Origin of the sequence: Chromobacterium sp. IIBBL 290-4 (assembly GCF_024207115.1) — a bacterium.
Taxonomy (GTDB): domain Bacteria; phylum Pseudomonadota; class Gammaproteobacteria; order Burkholderiales; family Chromobacteriaceae; genus Chromobacterium.
In genome coordinates, this window is record NZ_CP100128.1 from 3,020,697 (window position 1) to 3,037,077 (window position 16,381).

Consider the following 16,381-nt stretch of genomic DNA (forward strand, 5'->3'; position numbering starts at 1 on the left):
AACAACTAAGTAGTTATCTGTTCTGACCAGAACTATGACTAATTAGGCAGCGCCAAGGAGCCGGCGCGCGGAGCGCGCTAAGGTGGATGACAAGTTTGAGCAGTGGGGTGAAAACGATGGGTGTCGCTAACTTTGATGCGTTTTATCGCAAGAATGCTTCCTTCTATGGCGACAGGCCAGCGCTGTCGCTGCGGTACTTTTTAGACAAGTTCGAGGTCCGAGGCGGAGGGCGTGGCCTGGATCTGGCCTGCGGACAGGGACGCAATGCTTTCTATCTCGCCAGCAAGGGCTATTCGATGTTCGGCATCGATGAGTCTTCAGAAGCGATCGCCAAACTGGGCGAGCTGGCCGACACGCAACGTCTGGATGTGAGCGGCAAGGTGGTGAATCTGACCGAGTTGGAGATTGAATCCCAGCAGTACGACATCATCATCGCGTATACCGCCTTGGACCATGTCTCCGCGGATGAAGGCGAGCGTCTGGCGCGGGAAATGATGAAGGGGCTGGCGCCGGGCGGCTATCTATTCGCGGCGGTATTCATGGTCGACGATCCGGGCTGCTGCGGCAAAGGCGGCGGCGTGAGCGAGACGGCGGCTTATATTCGCCACTATTATCAGCCAGGCGAATTGCGGGAGCAGTTCCGCCAGTTGGAGCCGCTGGCATACCAGGAAGAATTTGCCTTGGATATCAGCCACAGCTGGCCGCATCACCATAGCATGGCGCGGCTGTTCGCCCGCAAGCCCTTGCATTGACAGGCGGGAATGGCTCAAGGCCGGCTACCATGCCGGCCTTTTTCATGCGGCTAGCCGGCGCGCTTGTTTGCGGCGCGGTGTGGCATATTTGTATGATTTCCTTAAAAAACAGCCGTTTGAATTATCTAGTTTGCTACAATGTCGGCCACCGCAGCGGCGGCTTCCGTAATGTTTTTCATGAATAAATAAAAGGTTAGCGGCCAAGATGCCGATCAATTGCATCCCTTCCTGGCAGGAGGGTTTTCCTGCGCTGCTGGCGGCGTTGAGTCAGCCTATCTGGGTTTTCGATATCGATCATAAGCGAGTGTTCTGGGCGAATGACGCCGCGCTCCATGTCTGGAATGCGGACAGCGTGTCAGAGCTGCAGGCTCGCGATATGTCCATCGATATGTCGGTTTCGGTATCGCAGCGTTTGAAACAGTATCAGCAAGATTTCGAACGCGATAATGCTCGTTTTGTCGAGAGTTGGACGCTCTATCCCAATGGCGCGCCCTGCGCGCTGAAAGTGGTGTTCAGCGGCATGCGCGTGGATGGCGGCATGATGATGCTGTGCGAGGCGCAGAGCCGGGTGACGGCGGATTCCGCCACGCTGCGCAGCGCCGAGGCCTTGATGCATACCTCGATGTCGATTGCGCTATACGACGAGGCGGGCGTGTCCTTGTACCGCAATCCTGCCGCGCGCGCGCAAGTGGCGAATGTGACGGAAACCTGGCGGGAACACTTCATCGACGATTCGGATTGGCAGTCTTTGCGGCAAGGCGTGGCGGCGGTAGGGCAAGCCAGGCGTTTGGCGCAGGTGCATACCCGCAATGGCCGGCGCTGGCATGAGATCGCGGCGCGGGCTTGCCGGGACGCGGTGTCGGGCCGGGATGCCCTGCTGGTGAGCGAGGTGGACATCACCGATCTGAAGCACGCCGAGGCGCGTGCCAGCTTCCTGGCCAATCACGACGTGCTGACCGGGCTGCCGAACCGCAACGGCATGCGCAGCGATTTCTTGCCGCATCTGCAACGCGCCCGGCGCGCGGGTTGGCAGATCGCGCTGATGTTCATCGATCTGGACCGCTTCAAGAACGTCAATGATTCGCTGGGCCATGCGCGCGGCGATGAGTTGCTGGTCAGGATGGCGGGACGCTTGTCGCAACTGATGGGCAAGGACGAGCGCGTGGCGCGGCTGGGCGGCGATGAGTTCCTGGTGGTGATGGCCGCGCCGCAAGTGCAAGAGCGCGCCGAGCAACTGGGCAGGCGCATCCTGCAGGCCTTGAGCATGCCGATGCGGCTGGGCGGCATGGATATCGGCGTATCGGCATCGGTTGGGGTGAGCCTGTGCCTGGATGAGGAACTGGATGTCGAGAAGCTGATGCGGCACGCCGATCTGGCGATGTACGCGGCCAAGGACGCCGGCCGCAATCAGCTGAGCTTCTTCAATCCGGCATTGGAGGCCAGCGTGCAAGCGCAGCTGGCCTTGGAGAGCGATATCCGCCGCGGCCTGGAGGCGGGCGAATTCGTGGCCTACTTCCAGCCGCGCGTCGAAGTGGCGAGCGGCCGCATCATCGGCGCCGAGGCGCTGGCGCGCTGGGCGCATCCGGACAAGGGCTTGCTGATGCCGGGCGCTTTCATCGGCATGTGCGAAGACAGCGGGCAGATTCTTGAGCTGGGCAGGCAAATCCTGGCCCAGGCGGCGCGCCAGCAGCGCCAGTGGCAATTGGCAGGGATGGATTTGACCGTCTCGGTGAATCTGTCGCCCTGCCAGTTTGCCGATCCGGGCTTGGCGGAGATGGTGGGCCAGGTGTTGCGGGAAAGCGGATGCCAGCCGGAGCGGCTGGAGCTGGAAATCACCGAGTCGGTGTTGCTGGGGCATGACGAGAGAACGCTGGCCGCGCTGGATGGGCTGCGTCAGCTGGGCATACGCATCGCCGTGGACGATTTTGGCACCGGATACTCCAATCTGGCGTATTTGCAGCGCTATCCCTTGCACTCGCTGAAGATAGACCGGTCGTTTGTCGCCAGCCTGGATTCCACGCCGGCCATCGCCGAGTTGATCACCACCATGTGCCGGATGCTGGGATTGAATATGGTGGCGGAGGGGGTGGAGACGCGCCAGCAGCTGGAGTGGCTGGCGCAACGCGGCTGCCAGGAGTATCAAGGCTATCTGTGCAGTCCGGCGGTCAGCGCGGCGCAGTTCGCCAGATTGTTGCGCTGACGGCGGCTTATATCAATATGTATATAAGGTTGTTGGATTTGCGCTGCATTTAGCTTAACCTTGGGCGATTGATGCTGGCGGCATCCTTGTGCCGCCGCGAGGAGAAAATGAATGCAAAACATCCATCGCGCCGCTCTGTTGGCCGCCTTGCTGCCGTTGGCGGCGGCGGCCAAGCCGCTCACCGTTTGCACCGACGCCAATCCGGAAGGCTTCGATGTGGTGCAGTACAATTCGCTGGTCACCACCAATGCTTCCGCCGATGTGCTGATGAACCGGCTGCTGGATTACGATGCGGCGGCAGGCAAGCTCAGGCCTAGTCTGGCGAGCAGTTGGGAAGTCAGTCCGGATGGTTTGGCATATACCTTTCATTTGCGTTCCGACGCCGGATTCCATGTTACCGACTACTTCAAGCCTAGCCGCAAGCTGAACGCCGACGATGTGGTGTTCACCTTCGACCGCATGCTCAATCCGGACAACCCCTGGTACAAGACCGCGCCCACGGGTTATCCGCACGCTCAATCGATGCAGTTTCCCAAGCTGATCAAGTCGGTTGGCAAGGTGGACGCGCAAACCGTGCGCTTTGAATTGAATTATCCGGAAGCGACTTTCCTGTCTAGCCTGACCATGGGTTTCGCTTCTATTTACTCCGCGGAGTACGCCTCGCAATTGCTGGCGGCGGGCAAGACAGCGGAGTTGAACAGCAAGCCCATCGGCACGGGGCCGTTCATTTTCAAGAGTTTTGCCAAGGACGCCCAGGTCCGCTATCTGCCGAATGCGTTGTATTTCGGCGGCAAGCCCAAGGTGTCGGCGCTGATTTACGCCATCACGCCGGATTCCAGCGTGCGCCTGCAGAAGCTGCGCGCCGGCGAGTGCCAGGTTGCGCTGTCGCCCAAGCCGCAGGATATCGAATCCGCCCGCGGCGACGCCAAGCTGCAGCTGAAGCAGACGCCGGCTTTCATGACGGCTTTCCTGGCCTTCAACAGCCAGAAAAAACCATTGGACAATCCGCTGGTGCGCCAGGCCATCAATCTGTCTTTCGACAAGAGCCACTATTTGAAAGCGGTGTTCGGCAATACCGCGGCGGCGGCCAATCTGGTGTATCCGCCCAATACCTGGAGCTACGATAAGTCCATTCCCGCCTATCGCTACGATCCGGCGCAGGCGAAAAAGCTGCTGGCCAAGGCGGGCTATCCCAATGGCTTCGACATCGGCGTTTGGGTTCGCCCCGGCGGCAGTCTGCTCAATCCCAATCCCAAGGCCGGCGCGGAGTTGCTGCAGGCCGACTTGGCCAAAGTGGGCATCCGCGCCCAGATCAAGGTGTTGGAATGGGGCGAGCTGATCAAGCGCGGCAAGGCGGGCGAGCATGAGCTGCTGTTCATGGGCTGGGCCGGCGACAATGGCGACCCGGATAATTTCCTGACGCCGCAATTCTCCTGCTCGGCGGTGCAGTCCGGCACCAATTTCGCCCGATATTGCGATCCCAAGCTGGATAAGCTGATCGCAGACGGCAAGAAAACCAGCGATTTCAAGGCGCGCGCCAAGTTGTACCAGGCGGCGCAACGCATCATCCATGATCAGGCCTTGTGGCTGCCGTTGGCGCATCCGACGGCTTACGCCTTGGCGCGCAAGGAAGTGTCCGGCTATGCCGTGAATCCTTACGGGCGGGTGGATTTTTCGTCTGTCAGTGTTCGCTGATATTTTGAAATAGACTAATCGCTACTTTATTTTCAGAGAGGCTGTCGTTGCCGCCCGGTTCCCCGCTGGGCAGCGGCGCAGCCTTTTTTTGCGGGATTTGTCTTGTTTGCCTGCCTGGCGTGCGCTTGATCAGCATTTTGCATGAATCAACTTGCATAGTGGCGGGCTGATTTTGGTAGTATTGCTGTAGCGGCCGCTCGCCAAGCGGACTGCAGGGGAGAGGAGAGCGCCAGCAGCTGGGCGCGTCTTGCTTGGTCTTAGAATGTATCCACCCTCGCTTGACTACGTGCTTTCGCGTATCATCGACCGGGCTTGGTTACGATAAATGATAAAACAATAGATGCAAACCAGACGAACACAGCAAAGCCGAAGAGAGTCCACCATAGGGAAATTGGTGGAGGCGGCGATTGAATGCCTGATGGAGAGCGGCTACCACGGCACCAGCGTGCAACTGATCTGCGGCCGGGCTGGCGTGTCCCAAGGCGCCTTGTTTCGCCATTTCGCCACCAAGAATGAATTGATGCTGCCGGTGGGGCGCAAAGTGGTGGACGATATTTTCGAGGGCGCGCTGGAGTTGGCGGGACAGTTGCCATCTTCCATGCCGGAGGAGGAGCGCATCATCGCGCTGATGCGGGCGCTGGTGACTTCGCCGCGGCATATCGTGCTGCTGGAGTTGCTGATGGCGGCGCGCACCACGCCGGATCTGCGCGAAATTTTCCTTGGCAGCGCCAGCGGCTATTTCCGCGACCGCTTTGTCGCGATGATGGCCTCGCTGTTTCCGCGCTACGCCATTTCCACCGGCTTTTTCGCCACCTTGCTCACCATGATGACCACCATGCACGGCATGGCGCTCTATCGCACGCTGGCCGAGCATCCGGATGGCGACCGCATGCGCGAGCAATGGCTGCAGGCGGCGCTGAAAAACGAATTGGAAAGAATCCGCCAGGAGGGGGCCGATACCCGCAATCCGGTGTATCAGCTGCCGTTCTGAGCCCCCCCAAAAAAAGCGATGATGGCCGATCCTGCGCAGCAGGGTCGGCTTTATTTTTGGCTATGTCCCAATAATGTGTTGCAAGGGACGACCCACTGCCTCCTGCAAGCAGTGGCAAGGCTGCATGGTTTGCTGATAGCGCTCCAGCATCCGTCGCCACCCCAGATAGTTTTCAAGGTATTTGGTGGCAACCCCGTGGAATCGAGCCATCCAAAGCTTCAAGCGGCTATGGTAGGCATTCACATGCTGGATATGGAACGCCCCCTCGCGTACCCGCTGTCCCGTCTTGGCATGCACGACTCGATGGGTAATGCCATGCTGCCTGGCAAAGGTCGAGTACACCGCTGCGCCGTCCGAACACAGGATGGCGTCGCTATCCACCAACGGGGCTAAAGCCGCTTCCACATGAGCGCCATTGAGCTTCTTCAACTTGAAGTCCGCTATATGTCCCTCTCGGTCCTGCACCACCATGATGGGAATCTGATCCGGCCCGGTTCCCCGTGTTTGGCTGACGCCACCCCGCTGGCGCGGCGCGCGGGGGAGGCACCGCTGCCCTTTGAATGATTCCAGAATGAAGGTTTCATCTACTTCGACGATGCCTCGGGCTTGCGCCGCCAGATGGTCTGATGCGCGATGCAAGAAGCGATGCCGCCATAGGAAAGCCGTGTTCTTGCTGATGCCGCATGCACGAGCGGCTGCTCGCACGGTCAAGCCATCCTGCAGTGCTTGGGCGTAGCTCAGCCAGCGATCGGCCTTGCGCAATTTGGCTAATGGACTGCCCGACAAGGCATTGCAGGTCCGGTGGCACTGTTTGCAGCGATAACGCCGCAGGCCTCGGCTCCAGCCCCATAACGCCAACTGGTTGGCCTCGGCCTGGCAGTGTGGGCAAGCCGTCAGGTCAGGCAAGGCGTCCTGAATGGCGTCATGGTGAGTGGGATGTTTAAGCGCAGAAGACAGCAAGCTCCTCTGTTTGAGCGTGAGCTGATCCAGTTGGGCAAGAAAACGCTGAAAACTCTGGGCATCCATGGCGCGACTCCCGGTCTGCTACTGTATTCAGCATAGCTCCCAACACGGAATTGGGACATAGCCTTATTTTTGCTCTGAGCAGGATGCTGCGCGGCTGAGGTCGCTTGGCGGTTCCAGCGCGGCGTCGGGTGCATTTTGAGGAATGGTGCCCACTATCAGCTTGCACGTCTTGTTGTCCATATCCACATCCAGCATGGCTTCGTAATCGCGCCCGGCTTGCGGGGTGAAGCGCACTGCCAGTGTTTTGCAGTGCCAATAGGTCGCATCGTTGAATGAACTGGTGATGGTGGCGACTTGTCTGGCGGGCAGGCGGTACTCCTCAAAATAGACTGATGAGAACAGCTTGCTCACCTGGGGCATGGCGCGAAGGTTGGCCGTTTCCGGCATGCTTATGCTCTTATTGCTGGCCATGTGCAGGAAGGAGCTGAAAGATTGCGACTCCACAATATTTCCGTCCTTGCCGAACAGATTGAACTGATAGCAGCTTTGGCGGGGAAACACGCCCAGTCCCACGCCATTGCGCTGGAAAATCCGGATTCTGGCAGAGTCGTCGGTCTTGGCGGGTTCTTCGGCATGGCTGCCGAATGTGACCAGTAAGCAGAGTATGAGCAGCGCTTTTTGCATCCTTATGTCATATTATTGGTTTGAAAAAAGACCCGCCGAGGCGGGTCTTTTTCTGCTTCTGCGTTCGCAGGTTCTTGCGTCGAACCGTTGAATTAGAAGTTGTGAACCAGGTTCAGGCCCAGAGCCTTCTGCTTGTCGTAGCCCTTGAACTTCAGTTCACCGTATTGAGCGCCAACGGTGGTGCGCTTGGACAGAGCGTAATCAGCGCCCAGCAGGTACTGGTCGTAGCCGGTGTTGTCTTGCTTCACGCTGTTGTACTTCACGTTGTCGCCGTGGGCGTACGTGAACTTCGGAGTAATAGCGCCGAAGCTGTACGAAGCAGTCAGTGCGTATTCAGAAGTCTTGGTCTTGGCGCCAGCAACTACAGTTTGCGGAGCGAAACCATTCCAAGCCAGGCTGGAAGCGCCTTGTTCTTGCTGGTAACCCAGGCCTACGAACAGGTTGTTGGCGTTGTAGCCAACTTCCACGCGGTGCTTGTCGTTGGCGATGCCAGCGATTTCGGATTCGTGGGTGTAAGCGTACTTGCCGAAGAAGCCGCTGTTTTCATAGCCCAGGCCGACGATGGAGGTTTCGTGCTGTTGGGAAGCCGCAGACTTGTCTTCCTTGGTGCCGTATTGCAGGGAGGCAGTCAGGCCCGGAACTACGGCCGGGAGGTCGTAGCGAACGGAGTTCTTCAGACGGGTGGCGTCGCGGGTGAAGATGCCCAGACCCAGGATTTGGCTGTTGTAAGACCAAGCGTCAACCAGGCCCATGTCGCTGTCCAGGTAGTTGGACACGTTGCCGAAGCGCAGGGTACCCAGGTTGCTTTGCAGGCCCAGGAAGGAGTTGCGGTTAGCCAGGGTGCCGGTGCTGCCGCCGGTATATGCCTTGCCGGCGTTGGTGCCGTCGCTGTTGCCGTCGATGGCGAAGCCGCTTTCAACTTGCCAGATAGCCTTCAGGCCGTTGCCCAGATCTTCGGAACCCTTGAAGCCGATGCGGGAACCCAGGTCGTCGATATTGGTTTGCTTGGCGGCTTTGCCACCCAGGTCCAGGTTTTCAACGCCGGCTTTGATGGCGCCGTAGATGGTTACGTCAGCAAAAGCGGCAGCCGGCATGGAGGCTACCAGCAGGGCGATCAGACTTTTTTTCATGGTCAAGTCATCCTTTTTAGGTTTAGGAATGTGAGCGAATGCTATTGGCTGGGTTGTGAAAATGCAACTACGACAATGAGATTGTGTTGCTTACAAGCAACTAACTATCACTGATTTTCATTTTTAAATTCAAATTTGACCATGTAACTCATTGAATTGTAATGATTGAAATGGTTTGTTTGCGTCGTGAAGCTGGTTGTTGCATAAATGCTTCATAGCTCTTTAATGCTTATGCTTATTGGCTTCCTGGTTCTGATGAGATAAAAAAAAGCCCGCCATTGTAGGGGCGGGCTGAAAAATCAACGTGACTTGAAGTGAATCTGGCCAGCGCGACTTGCGGCTAACTAAATTCGCTTTCGATCATCTTAAAAGAAAGCATTGACTATGTAAATTGAGCAATTGTTCGAATTTCATTTCAATATTGTTACTGCATTGTTTCTATGCCTTTGATATTTATAAATAAAATCGCATTGAGTTGTTTTTGGGTTGAAATGTGCATATGACGAATGATGCTTTTTTGCCACGGTTTGAAGTGGCGCCAAGGCGCTGAGGTAAGATGCGCCGCAGATTTCGAGCTGAATGGGGGGGGGGGCGGTTGATGGCGGATTTGAGCGTGTCGGTGATAGGCATGGGGCGCTTGGGGCGAAGCTTGGCGCGCTTGGTGTCCTTGGCGGATGGTTACTGCGTGCGGGATCTGTTGCTGAGGCGCGAAAGCGAGTCCAGCGCCGTGCGGGGCTTTGTCGGCGATGGGCGGGTGGTGTTCCGCTTGGAGGAGTTGGTTGCTGCGGACTTGTATCTGTTGGCGGTGCCGGATGCGGCGATTGCTGATTGCGCCAGGGCGCTGGCGGCGGCTGACGTGGTGCCGGCCGGCAGCGTGGTGTTTCACGCCAGCGGCGTGAGCGAGTCGACGTTGTTGCGGCCTTTGGCGGAGAAGGGGGCATGGATTGGCAGTTTGCACCCCGCGTTTTCATTTGCAGACCCGGCTCGGGCGGTGGAGGGGTTTGCCGGTACGTTGTGCGCGGTAGAAGGTGATGAGCGGGCGTGTCAGGGGTTGGAAAGGTTTGCCGCGAGGATAGGCGGACGGCCGTTTCGATTGGCTGCGGGCGGCAAGGCGGCTTATCACGCCAGTTTGTCAGTGGCGTCCAATTATCTGGTCGCCTTGACGGCGATGGCGGGGCAGTTGGCGGGCCAGGCAGGCGTGCCGGCGGATCTGGCGGGGCCGCTGTTGGGTGGTTTGATGCGGCAGACGCTGGAGAATGCCTTGGCGCTGGGGCCGTATCAGGCGTTGACGGGGCCCATTGTTCGTGGAGACGCGGATACGGTGGCTCAGCATTTAATGGTGCTGGGCGATTCGGGCTTGGCCGAGGCGTATCGGGCGATGGGCCGGCGAACGGTGGCGCTCGCCGGCGATAGGGTGTCGGATGCGCAGCGGGAGAAGCTGCTGGCGCTGCTGTCCTGATTTATTGCGGCGGCGGCAGTTTGAAAACCTGCCGCAGATAAGCCAGAAAGGTTTCGTCGCTGCACATGGTTTTGCCGGGGCTGTCGGACAGCTTGGCTACCGGCTGGCCATTGCAGCTGACCAGCTTGAGCACGATCTGCAGCGGTTCCAGTCCCATATCGTTGGTGAAGTGGGTGCCAATGCCGAAGCTGACCTGTATATGCGGGCTGAAGTGGCGGTGCAGTTGCAGCGCGCTGTCCACGCTGAGGCCATCGCTGAAAGTCAGCATCTTGGCGGCCGGGTCGATGCGCAGCTTGCGGTAATGCGCGATCGCCTTTTCTCCCCATATATAAGGATCGCCGCTGTCGTGGCGCAGGCCGTCGAACAGTTTGGCGAAGTAAAGGTCGAAATCCGCCAAGAACGCATCCATGCCGACCACGTCGGTCAGCGCGATGCCCAGGTCGCCGCGGTATTCCTGCACCCAGGATTCCAATGCCGCTTTCTGAAAGTCTCTCAGCCGTACGCCCAGCGCCTGGAAGGCCTGGAAGAACTCATGCGCCATGGTGCCGATGGGGGTGATGCCTAGCTGGCGCGCCAGGTAGACATTGCTGGTGCCGCGGAAGATTTGCGGCAGGGCGCGGTTCAGCTGTTCGATGACATATTCCTGCCAATCGCGGCTGAAGCGGCGGCGGGTGCCGAAGTCGGCGATCAGCAAGGGGAAGCGTTGCTCCGCCGCTTCCTCGCGCTGGAAGCGCTCAAGTTCGGCCAACTTGGCCGCCAGCCGGCGGCGGCCTTCTTCGCGTACGGATGGGCTGTCCAGCGGCTGGAAGTACAGCTCGTTGACGATGGCCAGCACGAAAATCTCGAAGAACATCGCCTGCACCATCGGGCCCCTGATATGGATGGCGAGCTGGCCGGCCTCTTCGCTGACGGTGATGAAGCGGCGCTGCAGATGGAACAATTCCAGATAGTCGACGAAATCGCTCTTGATGAAACGCAGGCTGCGCAGGTAGTCCAGCTCGTCCGGGCAGAAGCGCAGCTGGCACAGCAAGTCGAGTTGCGCCTCCAGCTTTTCTTTCAGCTCGGATAAGGGCGTGTCCGGGTGGTTGCGGCAGCGGAATTCGTACTCGCCATGCGCGGCCGGGAATTGGTGCAGCACCACCTGCAGCATGGTGAATTTGTACAGGTCGGTGTCCAGCAGCGACTGGATGATGGGCGTGTTCTTGGGCATGGGGTGCGCCTGATGATATGTGCTAGGCCGCGTGGATGACGAAAATGGCCGGGCGCTTATGCAGGTCCGGCATGTCTTTGGGCCAGTCTTGCACGCGGTGGCTGACGATGGTTTGCGACGGCAGCGTCAGGTCGCAGGCTACCGCGAGGCGGGTAGAGGGTGCCAGCGTTTCGCGCAATTGGACAAGCAGCGCGTTGTTGCGGTAGGGGGTTTCGATGAATAGCTGGGTCTCGTTGTTCTTGCGCGAGCGCTGTTCCAGCTCTTTCACCAGTTTGGCTTTTTCGGCTGCGTCCACGGGCAGGTAGCCATGGAAGGCGAAGCATTGGCCGTTGGCGCCGCTGGCCATCAGCGCCAGCAGGATGGAGGAGGGGCCGATCAAAGGCTCGACGCGGATGCCGTGGCGGTGCGCCAGCGCCACCAGTTGCGCGCCGGGGTCGGCCACGGCCGGGCAGCCGGCTTCGGAAGTCAGGCCGACATCCTGGCCGGCTTGCAGCGGCGCGAGCAGGGCGGCGACATCGGCTTCCTTGGTGTGTTCGTTCAGCGTGCTCATGGACAGCTCGCGGATGGGTGTCGTTACGCCCAGCGCTTTTAAATGCTTGCGCGCGGTTTTTTCCGCCTCCACCACAAAGTGGGTAATGTGGATCACTTTGGCGCGTTCGCCTTCCGGCAGCCAGGCGATGTTTTCGTCGCCCAGCGGGGCGGGGATCAGAAACAGCGTGCCGCTCATCGCAACACCTCCACGCCTTCGTTCGCCAGCATGGTGATCAACTGGAACAACGGCACGCCGATCAGCGCGTTGGGGTCGTCGGACTCCACTTTTTCCAATAGCGCGCCGCCCAGGCCTTCGCTCTTGGCGCTGCCCGCGCAATGCAGCGCGTCGGGTTCGCGGGTGAGATAGTCGCGGATTTGCGATTCGGTCAACTGGCGCAGCGTCACCTTGGTGATGCCGACGCATTCCTGCAGCGCGCCGCTGTGGCTGTTGTACAACGCCAGCGCCGAGTGAAATACGACAGTCCGGCCGCTCATCCATTTGAGCATTTCCACGCCGTTTTCATAACTGCCGGGCTTGCCGATCTGCTTGCCGTCCAGCAGCGCCACTTGGTCTGAGCCTATGATCAGCGCTTTCGGATATTTGTCCGCCAGCGATCGCGCCTTGGTGCGCGCTAGGCGCACCGCGGTTTCCAGCGCGGTTTCGCCGGCTAGCGGCGTTTCGTCGCAGATGGGCGGTTCGGCGCGGAAGGGTAGGCCCAGGCGGGCGATGATTTCTTGGCGATAGCGCGAGGTGGATGCCAGTACAATGTGCATGGATGAAAGCCTGGTTTCGGCAGCCCGGTTTCGCGTCTTCGCGATCGAGTAGGATATGTCCGGAGCTAGCCTTGTTTCTTTTGACAAATCAGCGGAATGGATTGTACCATGCGGAGTTTATGTCTAAACCGATTTTGATCGATCCGCTCAAGTTCGCCCGGGAGGGGCGTTCGTTGGCTGGCAAAATGCCGGTCGGCGAACTGGATGAGCGTATTCGTGGCGACCTCGCAGACGCTTCCGGAGAAGTGTCGTATCAGCTCGAAGGCTTTATCGACGAGTTGCAACGCCCTGCGTTGCGCATTCGTCTGGCCGCGGGTTTGAACGTCACTTGTCAGCGTTGTCTGGATGGCATGCCGTTCAGCCTGGACACCGATTCGGTGCTCACGCTGTTCACTAGCCAAGACAAACTGGAAGAAGCCTGCGAGCTGGACGACACGCTGGATGCGATTCTCGCCGAGCCCGAGCTCGACGCGACTGCGCTGATCGAAGACGAAATCATTATGGGCTTGCCGCATGCGCCGAAACACGACGAATGCGGCAGGGATACTCTCTCGCTCGCCAAGGCTGACAAGCCCAATCCGTTTGCGGTGCTGGCGGCGCTTAAGAGACCCAAGTCCGAGTAACCCAGATTCGCTATTTCTGAATCTACTTGAATTTCTTAGGAGTCGACCATGGCTGTTCAACAGAACAAAAAGTCCCCGTCCAAGCGCGGCATGCATCGTGCACACGATTTTCTGACCGCTCCGGCTCTGGCAGTTGAAGCCAGCACCGGTGAAGCCCACCTGCGTCACCACATCAGCCCGAACGGCTTCTACCGTGGCCGCAAGGTTGTGAAGACCAAGGGCGAGTAATTCGCTCCCGTTCTTCGCATCCTATCCTTAAAGTAGGCACTATTACCGCATTCGTTGATGACTATCACCGTCGCGGTTGATGCTATGGGCGGTGACGTTGGCCTCAAGGTTACCGTCCCGGCATCGATCCAATTCCTGCAAGACCACCCCGACATCCATCTGATTCTCGTAGGCGACCAGCCAGCCCTTGAGGCGGAACTGGCCCTGCACGATGGCGCCGTGCGTGAGCGCATCCTCATCCAGCATGCTACCCAAGTGGTGGGCATGGACGAGGCGCCTCAGCTCGCCCTCAAGAATAAAAAAGATTCGTCGATGCGGGTGGCAATCAATCTGGTCAAGGAAGGCAAGGCTCAGGCCGCCGTGTCCGCCGGCAATACCGGCGCGCTGATGGCGACCGCGCGTTTCGTCCTCAAGACCATTCCGGGCATCGACCGTCCCGCCATCGCCAAGCTGCTGCCTAATGTAAAAGGCACGTCTTGCGTATTGGATCTGGGCGCCAACGTCGATTGCACTCCAGAACAACTGTTGCAGTTCGGCATCATGGGTTCCGAGCTGATGGCTGGCCTGCAAGGCAAGTCCAATCCTTCCGTCGGCCTGCTGAATATCGGCAGCGAAGACATCAAGGGCAACGACAATATTAAAAAGACTGCCGAACTGCTGCGCCAGTCGGAGCTGAATTTCTACGGCAACGTAGAAGGCGACGACATCTGCAAGGGCACGGTGGATGTGGTAGTCTGCGACGGTTTTACCGGCAACGTGGCGCTTAAAACAGCTGAGGGGCTGGCGCATATGTTCGCCGTATTCCTGAAAGAAGAGTTCAGCCGCAGTTGGTGGACGCGCTTGTGCGCGCTGGCCGCTCTGCCGGTGCTGGGGCTCTTCAAGAAGCGCATCGATCCGCGCCGCTACAACGGGGCCAGCTTGCTGGGCCTGCGCGGCATCGTGGTGAAAAGCCACGGCGGCGCCGATGTCACAGGATTCCGTTACGCGTTGGCGCAGGCATGCGAGGAGGCCGGCTCCGACGTGATTGGTCACATCGCCGAACGGGTTGCTAAACAACTAGATAATCTCAAGCAATCCGAGGCAGAAGCGAACTGACATACATGGGCTATTCCCGCATTCTCGGCACCGGCAGTTTTTTGCCATCCCAGGTGCTCACTAATGCGCAATTGGCCGAACGCGTGGAGACCAGTGACGAGTGGATTGTTTCTCGCACTGGCATTCGCGCGCGCCATATTGCCGACGATCAGCATAAAACCAGCGACCTCGCGCTGAAGGCGGCGGAAGCCGCCATCGAGAGCGCTGGCATAGGCAAGGGCGAGATCGATCTGATCATCGTCGCTACCACCACGCCGGACATGATTTTCCCCAGCACCGCCTGCATCTTGCAGGAAAAGCTGGGCCTGCCCGGCATTCCCGCGTTCGATGTGCAGGCGGTGTGCGCCGGCTTCATCTACGCGCTCAATACCGCCAATGCCTATATCAAGAGCGGCATGGCCAAGAAGGCGCTGGTTGTCGGCGCCGAAATCATGTCGCGGGTGCTGGACTGGGATGACCGCCGCACTTGCGTGCTGTTCGGCGACGGCGCTGGCGCAGTGGTGTTGGGCGAATCCGACGAGCCGGGCATTCTGCACGCCAAGCTGGCGGCCGATGGCCGCTACCAGGGTTTGCTGAATACGCCGGCGCAAATCTCCGGCGGCAAGATCCAGGGCATTCCGTATCTGCATATGGATGGCCCCGCGGTGTTCAAGTTCGCCGTCAAGTCGCTGTCCGAGATCGCCGTTTCCACATTGGCGGAAGCGGGCGTGGACAAGGCGGACGTCGATTGGCTGGTGCCGCATCAGGCGAATCTGCGCATCATCGAATCCACCGCCAAGCATCTTGGCTTGCCTATGGATAAGGTGATTGTCACCCTGCCGCAGCAAGGCAATACCTCGGCCGCCTCGATTCCGCTGGCTTTGGATGTGGCGGTGCGCGATGGCCGCGTTCAGCGTGGCCATAAAGTGTTGCTGGAAGGGATCGGCGGCGGCTTCGCCTGGGGCGCTGCGCTGCTGGTCTACTGATATTTTGACGCGCGAAGTGGCGTTTTCGCTGGAAATCGCCTAGGCTTGGCCGAATTTATTGACGGCTGTGCTTGGCAGGCGCGGCTGCTTTGCGTCATTCTTGGCGTCGAATTCCGTGGAGTCGACTATGGCTTTTGCATTTGTATTTCCGGGGCAGGGCTCGCAGAGCTTGAAAATGATGGACGGCTTCGCCGACCTGCCCGTGGTTCAGCATACTTTCGAAGAAGCTTCCGACACCCTGTCGGTGGATTTGTGGGCCATGTTGCAGGCGGACAGCGCCGATGCGATCAATGCCACCGTCAATACCCAGCCTATCATGCTGGCTGCCGGCTATGCCACCTATCTGGCGTGGCAGGAATTGAACGGCTTGCAACCGTCCGTTGTGGCGGGGCATAGCCTGGGCGAGTACACCGCCCTGGTCGCAGCCGGCGCGCTGCCTTTCGCCGAGGCGGTCAAGCTGGTGCGTTTGCGCGCGGAAGCGATGCAGGCGGCCGTTCCTGTAGGGGTGGGCGCGATGGCTGCCATTCTGGGCCTGGCCGATGAGGATATCCGCGCCGCTTGCGCGGAGGCGGCTCAGGGCGAGGTGGTGGAGGCGGTGAATTTCAATTCGCCGGGCCAGGTGGTGATCGCCGGCAATAAGTCCGCGGTCGAGCGCGCCATGGATGCGTGCAAAGCCAAGGGCGCCAAGCGCGCCTTGCCGCTGCCGGTATCCGTGCCGTCGCATTGCTCTTTGATGAAGCCTGCCGCGGAGCGTCTTGCCGAGGCATTGAAGAGCGTGCATCTCAATGCCCCCGCAATACCTGTATTGCATAATGCCGACGTGGCAAGTTACAGTGACGCGGCGCAGATCCGCGACGCGCTGACTCGCCAGTTGTTCATGCCGGTGCGTTGGACTGAAACCATCCAGAAACTGTCCGCCGAGGGCATTACGCTGATGGCGGAGTGCGGTCCGGGCAAGGTGCTGGCCGGTTTGGCCAAGCGCATCGACGGCAACGTCAAGTGTCTGGCGCTGACGGATCGCGCCGCGCTGGAAGCGGCTCGCGCCGAGTTGGTGTGAAGATTTCGCGAGACCGGCGCG

17 protein-coding genes are annotated in these 16,381 nt (G+C 59.4%); 10 read left to right on the forward strand and 7 right to left on the reverse strand.

Going from position 1 to position 16,381, the window contains the following annotated elements:
- Positions 1–116: 116 nt before the first annotated feature.
- From NKT35_RS14125 to NKT35_RS14135, 3 genes are all read left to right on the forward strand, one after another.
- Complete coding sequence (locus NKT35_RS14125) at positions 117–752, forward strand: class I SAM-dependent methyltransferase (RefSeq protein WP_254293984.1); 636 nt, start codon at positions 117–119, stop codon at positions 750–752.
- A gap of 205 nt (positions 753–957) precedes the next feature.
- Entirely contained in the window at positions 958–2,952 is a 1,995-nt protein-coding gene (locus tag NKT35_RS14130) for a putative bifunctional diguanylate cyclase/phosphodiesterase (protein WP_254293986.1), read from the forward strand.
- Between the two features lie 111 nt (positions 2,953–3,063).
- On the forward strand, positions 3,064–4,647 hold the full coding sequence (locus tag NKT35_RS14135; protein WP_254293988.1) for an ABC transporter substrate-binding protein: 1,584 nt from the start codon (positions 3,064–3,066) through the stop codon (positions 4,645–4,647).
- On the opposite strand, the gene NKT35_RS14140 is transcribed toward NKT35_RS14135, so the two are convergent.
- Entirely contained in the window at positions 4,634–4,783 is a 150-nt protein-coding gene (locus NKT35_RS14140; RefSeq protein ID WP_254293990.1) for a hypothetical protein, read from the reverse strand. The two genes, NKT35_RS14135 and NKT35_RS14140, sit on opposite strands and share 14 nt — an antisense overlap.
- A gap of 204 nt (positions 4,784–4,987) precedes the next feature.
- On the opposite strand from NKT35_RS14140, the gene NKT35_RS14145 reads away from it, so the two are divergent.
- A complete protein-coding gene (locus NKT35_RS14145) occupies positions 4,988–5,638 on the forward strand; it encodes a TetR/AcrR family transcriptional regulator (protein WP_254293991.1) in 651 nt (216 codons plus the stop codon).
- A gap of 60 nt (positions 5,639–5,698) precedes the next feature.
- On the opposite strand, the gene NKT35_RS14150 is transcribed toward NKT35_RS14145, so the two are convergent.
- The 3 genes from NKT35_RS14150 to NKT35_RS14160 all read right to left on the reverse strand — a co-directional run bounded on the left by NKT35_RS14150 (position 5,699) and on the right by NKT35_RS14160 (position 8,418).
- The gene (locus tag NKT35_RS14150; RefSeq protein ID WP_254293992.1) at positions 5,699–6,664 is read right to left on the reverse strand and encodes an IS1595 family transposase; all 966 of its coding nucleotides are present in this window, start codon (positions 6,662–6,664) and stop codon (positions 5,699–5,701) included.
- Between the two features lie 63 nt (positions 6,665–6,727).
- Positions 6,728–7,288 carry a hypothetical protein gene (locus NKT35_RS14155; protein ID WP_254293994.1) on the reverse strand — a complete coding sequence of 187 codons (561 nt, stop codon included), beginning with the start codon at positions 7,286–7,288 and terminating at the stop codon, positions 6,728–6,730.
- Between the two features lie 92 nt (positions 7,289–7,380).
- Positions 7,381–8,418 carry a porin gene (locus NKT35_RS14160; protein ID WP_254293996.1) on the reverse strand — a complete coding sequence of 346 codons (1,038 nt, stop codon included), beginning with the start codon at positions 8,416–8,418 and terminating at the stop codon, positions 7,381–7,383.
- 598 nt (positions 8,419–9,016) lie between these two features.
- On the opposite strand from NKT35_RS14160, the gene NKT35_RS14165 reads away from it, so the two are divergent.
- A complete protein-coding gene (locus NKT35_RS14165; protein WP_254293998.1) occupies positions 9,017–9,877 on the forward strand; it encodes a Rossmann-like and DUF2520 domain-containing protein in 861 nt (286 codons plus the stop codon).
- Between the two features lies 1 nt (position 9,878).
- Here the strand turns inward: NKT35_RS14165 and pncB are convergent, their stop codons facing one another.
- Genes pncB through NKT35_RS14180 form a run of 3 tightly spaced genes read right to left on the reverse strand, consistent with a single transcriptional unit; the run spans position 9,879 to position 12,392 of the window.
- On the reverse strand, positions 9,879–11,087 hold the full coding sequence (gene pncB / locus NKT35_RS14170) for a nicotinate phosphoribosyltransferase (protein WP_254293999.1): 1,209 nt from the start codon (positions 11,085–11,087) through the stop codon (positions 9,879–9,881).
- A 22-nt stretch (positions 11,088–11,109) separates the two neighbouring features.
- A complete protein-coding gene (locus NKT35_RS14175) occupies positions 11,110–11,814 on the reverse strand; it encodes an SAM-dependent methyltransferase (RefSeq protein WP_254294001.1) in 705 nt (234 codons plus the stop codon).
- A complete protein-coding gene (locus tag NKT35_RS14180) occupies positions 11,811–12,392 on the reverse strand; it encodes a Maf family protein (RefSeq protein ID WP_254294003.1) in 582 nt (193 codons plus the stop codon). Before NKT35_RS14180 ends, NKT35_RS14175 begins: the two co-directional genes overlap by 4 nt.
- Positions 12,393–12,511: 119 nt before the next feature.
- Between NKT35_RS14180 and NKT35_RS14185 the strand changes: the two genes are divergently transcribed.
- The 5 genes from NKT35_RS14185 to fabD all read left to right on the forward strand — a co-directional run bounded on the left by NKT35_RS14185 (position 12,512) and on the right by fabD (position 16,360).
- Complete coding sequence (locus NKT35_RS14185) at positions 12,512–13,015, forward strand: YceD family protein (RefSeq protein WP_254294005.1); 504 nt, start codon at positions 12,512–12,514, stop codon at positions 13,013–13,015.
- Between the two features lie 48 nt (positions 13,016–13,063).
- Complete coding sequence (gene rpmF, locus NKT35_RS14190; protein WP_011136965.1) at positions 13,064–13,243, forward strand: 50S ribosomal protein L32; 180 nt, start codon at positions 13,064–13,066, stop codon at positions 13,241–13,243.
- 57 nt (positions 13,244–13,300) lie between these two features.
- The gene (plsX, locus tag NKT35_RS14195) at positions 13,301–14,338 is read left to right on the forward strand and encodes a phosphate acyltransferase PlsX (RefSeq protein ID WP_254301390.1); all 1,038 of its coding nucleotides are present in this window, start codon (positions 13,301–13,303) and stop codon (positions 14,336–14,338) included.
- A gap of 5 nt (positions 14,339–14,343) precedes the next feature.
- Positions 14,344–15,303: a beta-ketoacyl-ACP synthase III gene (locus NKT35_RS14200; RefSeq protein WP_254294007.1), complete on the forward strand. Its 960-nt coding sequence runs from the start codon at positions 14,344–14,346 to the stop codon at positions 15,301–15,303.
- Positions 15,304–15,430: 127 nt separating this feature from the next.
- On the forward strand, positions 15,431–16,360 hold the full coding sequence (fabD, locus tag NKT35_RS14205) for an ACP S-malonyltransferase (protein ID WP_254294009.1): 930 nt from the start codon (positions 15,431–15,433) through the stop codon (positions 16,358–16,360).
- Positions 16,361–16,381 lie beyond the last annotated feature (21 nt).

What these genes read in the sequence shown, in the direction of transcription:
- NKT35_RS14125 (WP_254293984.1), top strand. Translation starts at nt 117, where the DNA reads ATGGGTGTCGCTAACTTTGATGCGTTTTATCGCAAGAATGCTTCCTTC.
- NKT35_RS14130 (WP_254293986.1), top strand. Translation starts at nt 958, where the DNA reads ATGCCGATCAATTGCATCCCTTCCTGGCAGGAGGGTTTTCCTGCGCTG.
- NKT35_RS14135 (WP_254293988.1), top strand. Translation starts at nt 3,064, where the DNA reads ATGCAAAACATCCATCGCGCCGCTCTGTTGGCCGCCTTGCTGCCGTTG.
- NKT35_RS14140 (WP_254293990.1), bottom strand. Translation starts at nt 4,783, where the DNA reads ATGCTGATCAAGCGCACGCCAGGCAGGCAAACAAGACAAATCCCGCAA.
- NKT35_RS14145 (WP_254293991.1), top strand. Translation starts at nt 4,988, where the DNA reads ATGCAAACCAGACGAACACAGCAAAGCCGAAGAGAGTCCACCATAGGG.
- NKT35_RS14150 (WP_254293992.1), bottom strand. Translation starts at nt 6,664, where the DNA reads ATGGATGCCCAGAGTTTTCAGCGTTTTCTTGCCCAACTGGATCAGCTC.
- NKT35_RS14155 (WP_254293994.1), bottom strand. Translation starts at nt 7,288, where the DNA reads ATGCAAAAAGCGCTGCTCATACTCTGCTTACTGGTCACATTCGGCAGC.
- NKT35_RS14160 (WP_254293996.1), bottom strand. Translation starts at nt 8,418, where the DNA reads ATGAAAAAAAGTCTGATCGCCCTGCTGGTAGCCTCCATGCCGGCTGCC.
- NKT35_RS14165 (WP_254293998.1), top strand. Translation starts at nt 9,017, where the DNA reads ATGGCGGATTTGAGCGTGTCGGTGATAGGCATGGGGCGCTTGGGGCGA.
- pncB (WP_254293999.1), bottom strand. Translation starts at nt 11,087, where the DNA reads ATGCCCAAGAACACGCCCATCATCCAGTCGCTGCTGGACACCGACCTG.
- NKT35_RS14175 (WP_254294001.1), bottom strand. Translation starts at nt 11,814, where the DNA reads ATGAGCGGCACGCTGTTTCTGATCCCCGCCCCGCTGGGCGACGAAAAC.
- NKT35_RS14180 (WP_254294003.1), bottom strand. Translation starts at nt 12,392, where the DNA reads ATGCACATTGTACTGGCATCCACCTCGCGCTATCGCCAAGAAATCATC.
- NKT35_RS14185 (WP_254294005.1), top strand. Translation starts at nt 12,512, where the DNA reads ATGTCTAAACCGATTTTGATCGATCCGCTCAAGTTCGCCCGGGAGGGG.
- rpmF (WP_011136965.1), top strand. Translation starts at nt 13,064, where the DNA reads ATGGCTGTTCAACAGAACAAAAAGTCCCCGTCCAAGCGCGGCATGCAT.
- plsX (WP_254301390.1), top strand. Translation starts at nt 13,301, where the DNA reads ATGACTATCACCGTCGCGGTTGATGCTATGGGCGGTGACGTTGGCCTC.
- NKT35_RS14200 (WP_254294007.1), top strand. Translation starts at nt 14,344, where the DNA reads ATGGGCTATTCCCGCATTCTCGGCACCGGCAGTTTTTTGCCATCCCAG.
- fabD (WP_254294009.1), top strand. Translation starts at nt 15,431, where the DNA reads ATGGCTTTTGCATTTGTATTTCCGGGGCAGGGCTCGCAGAGCTTGAAA.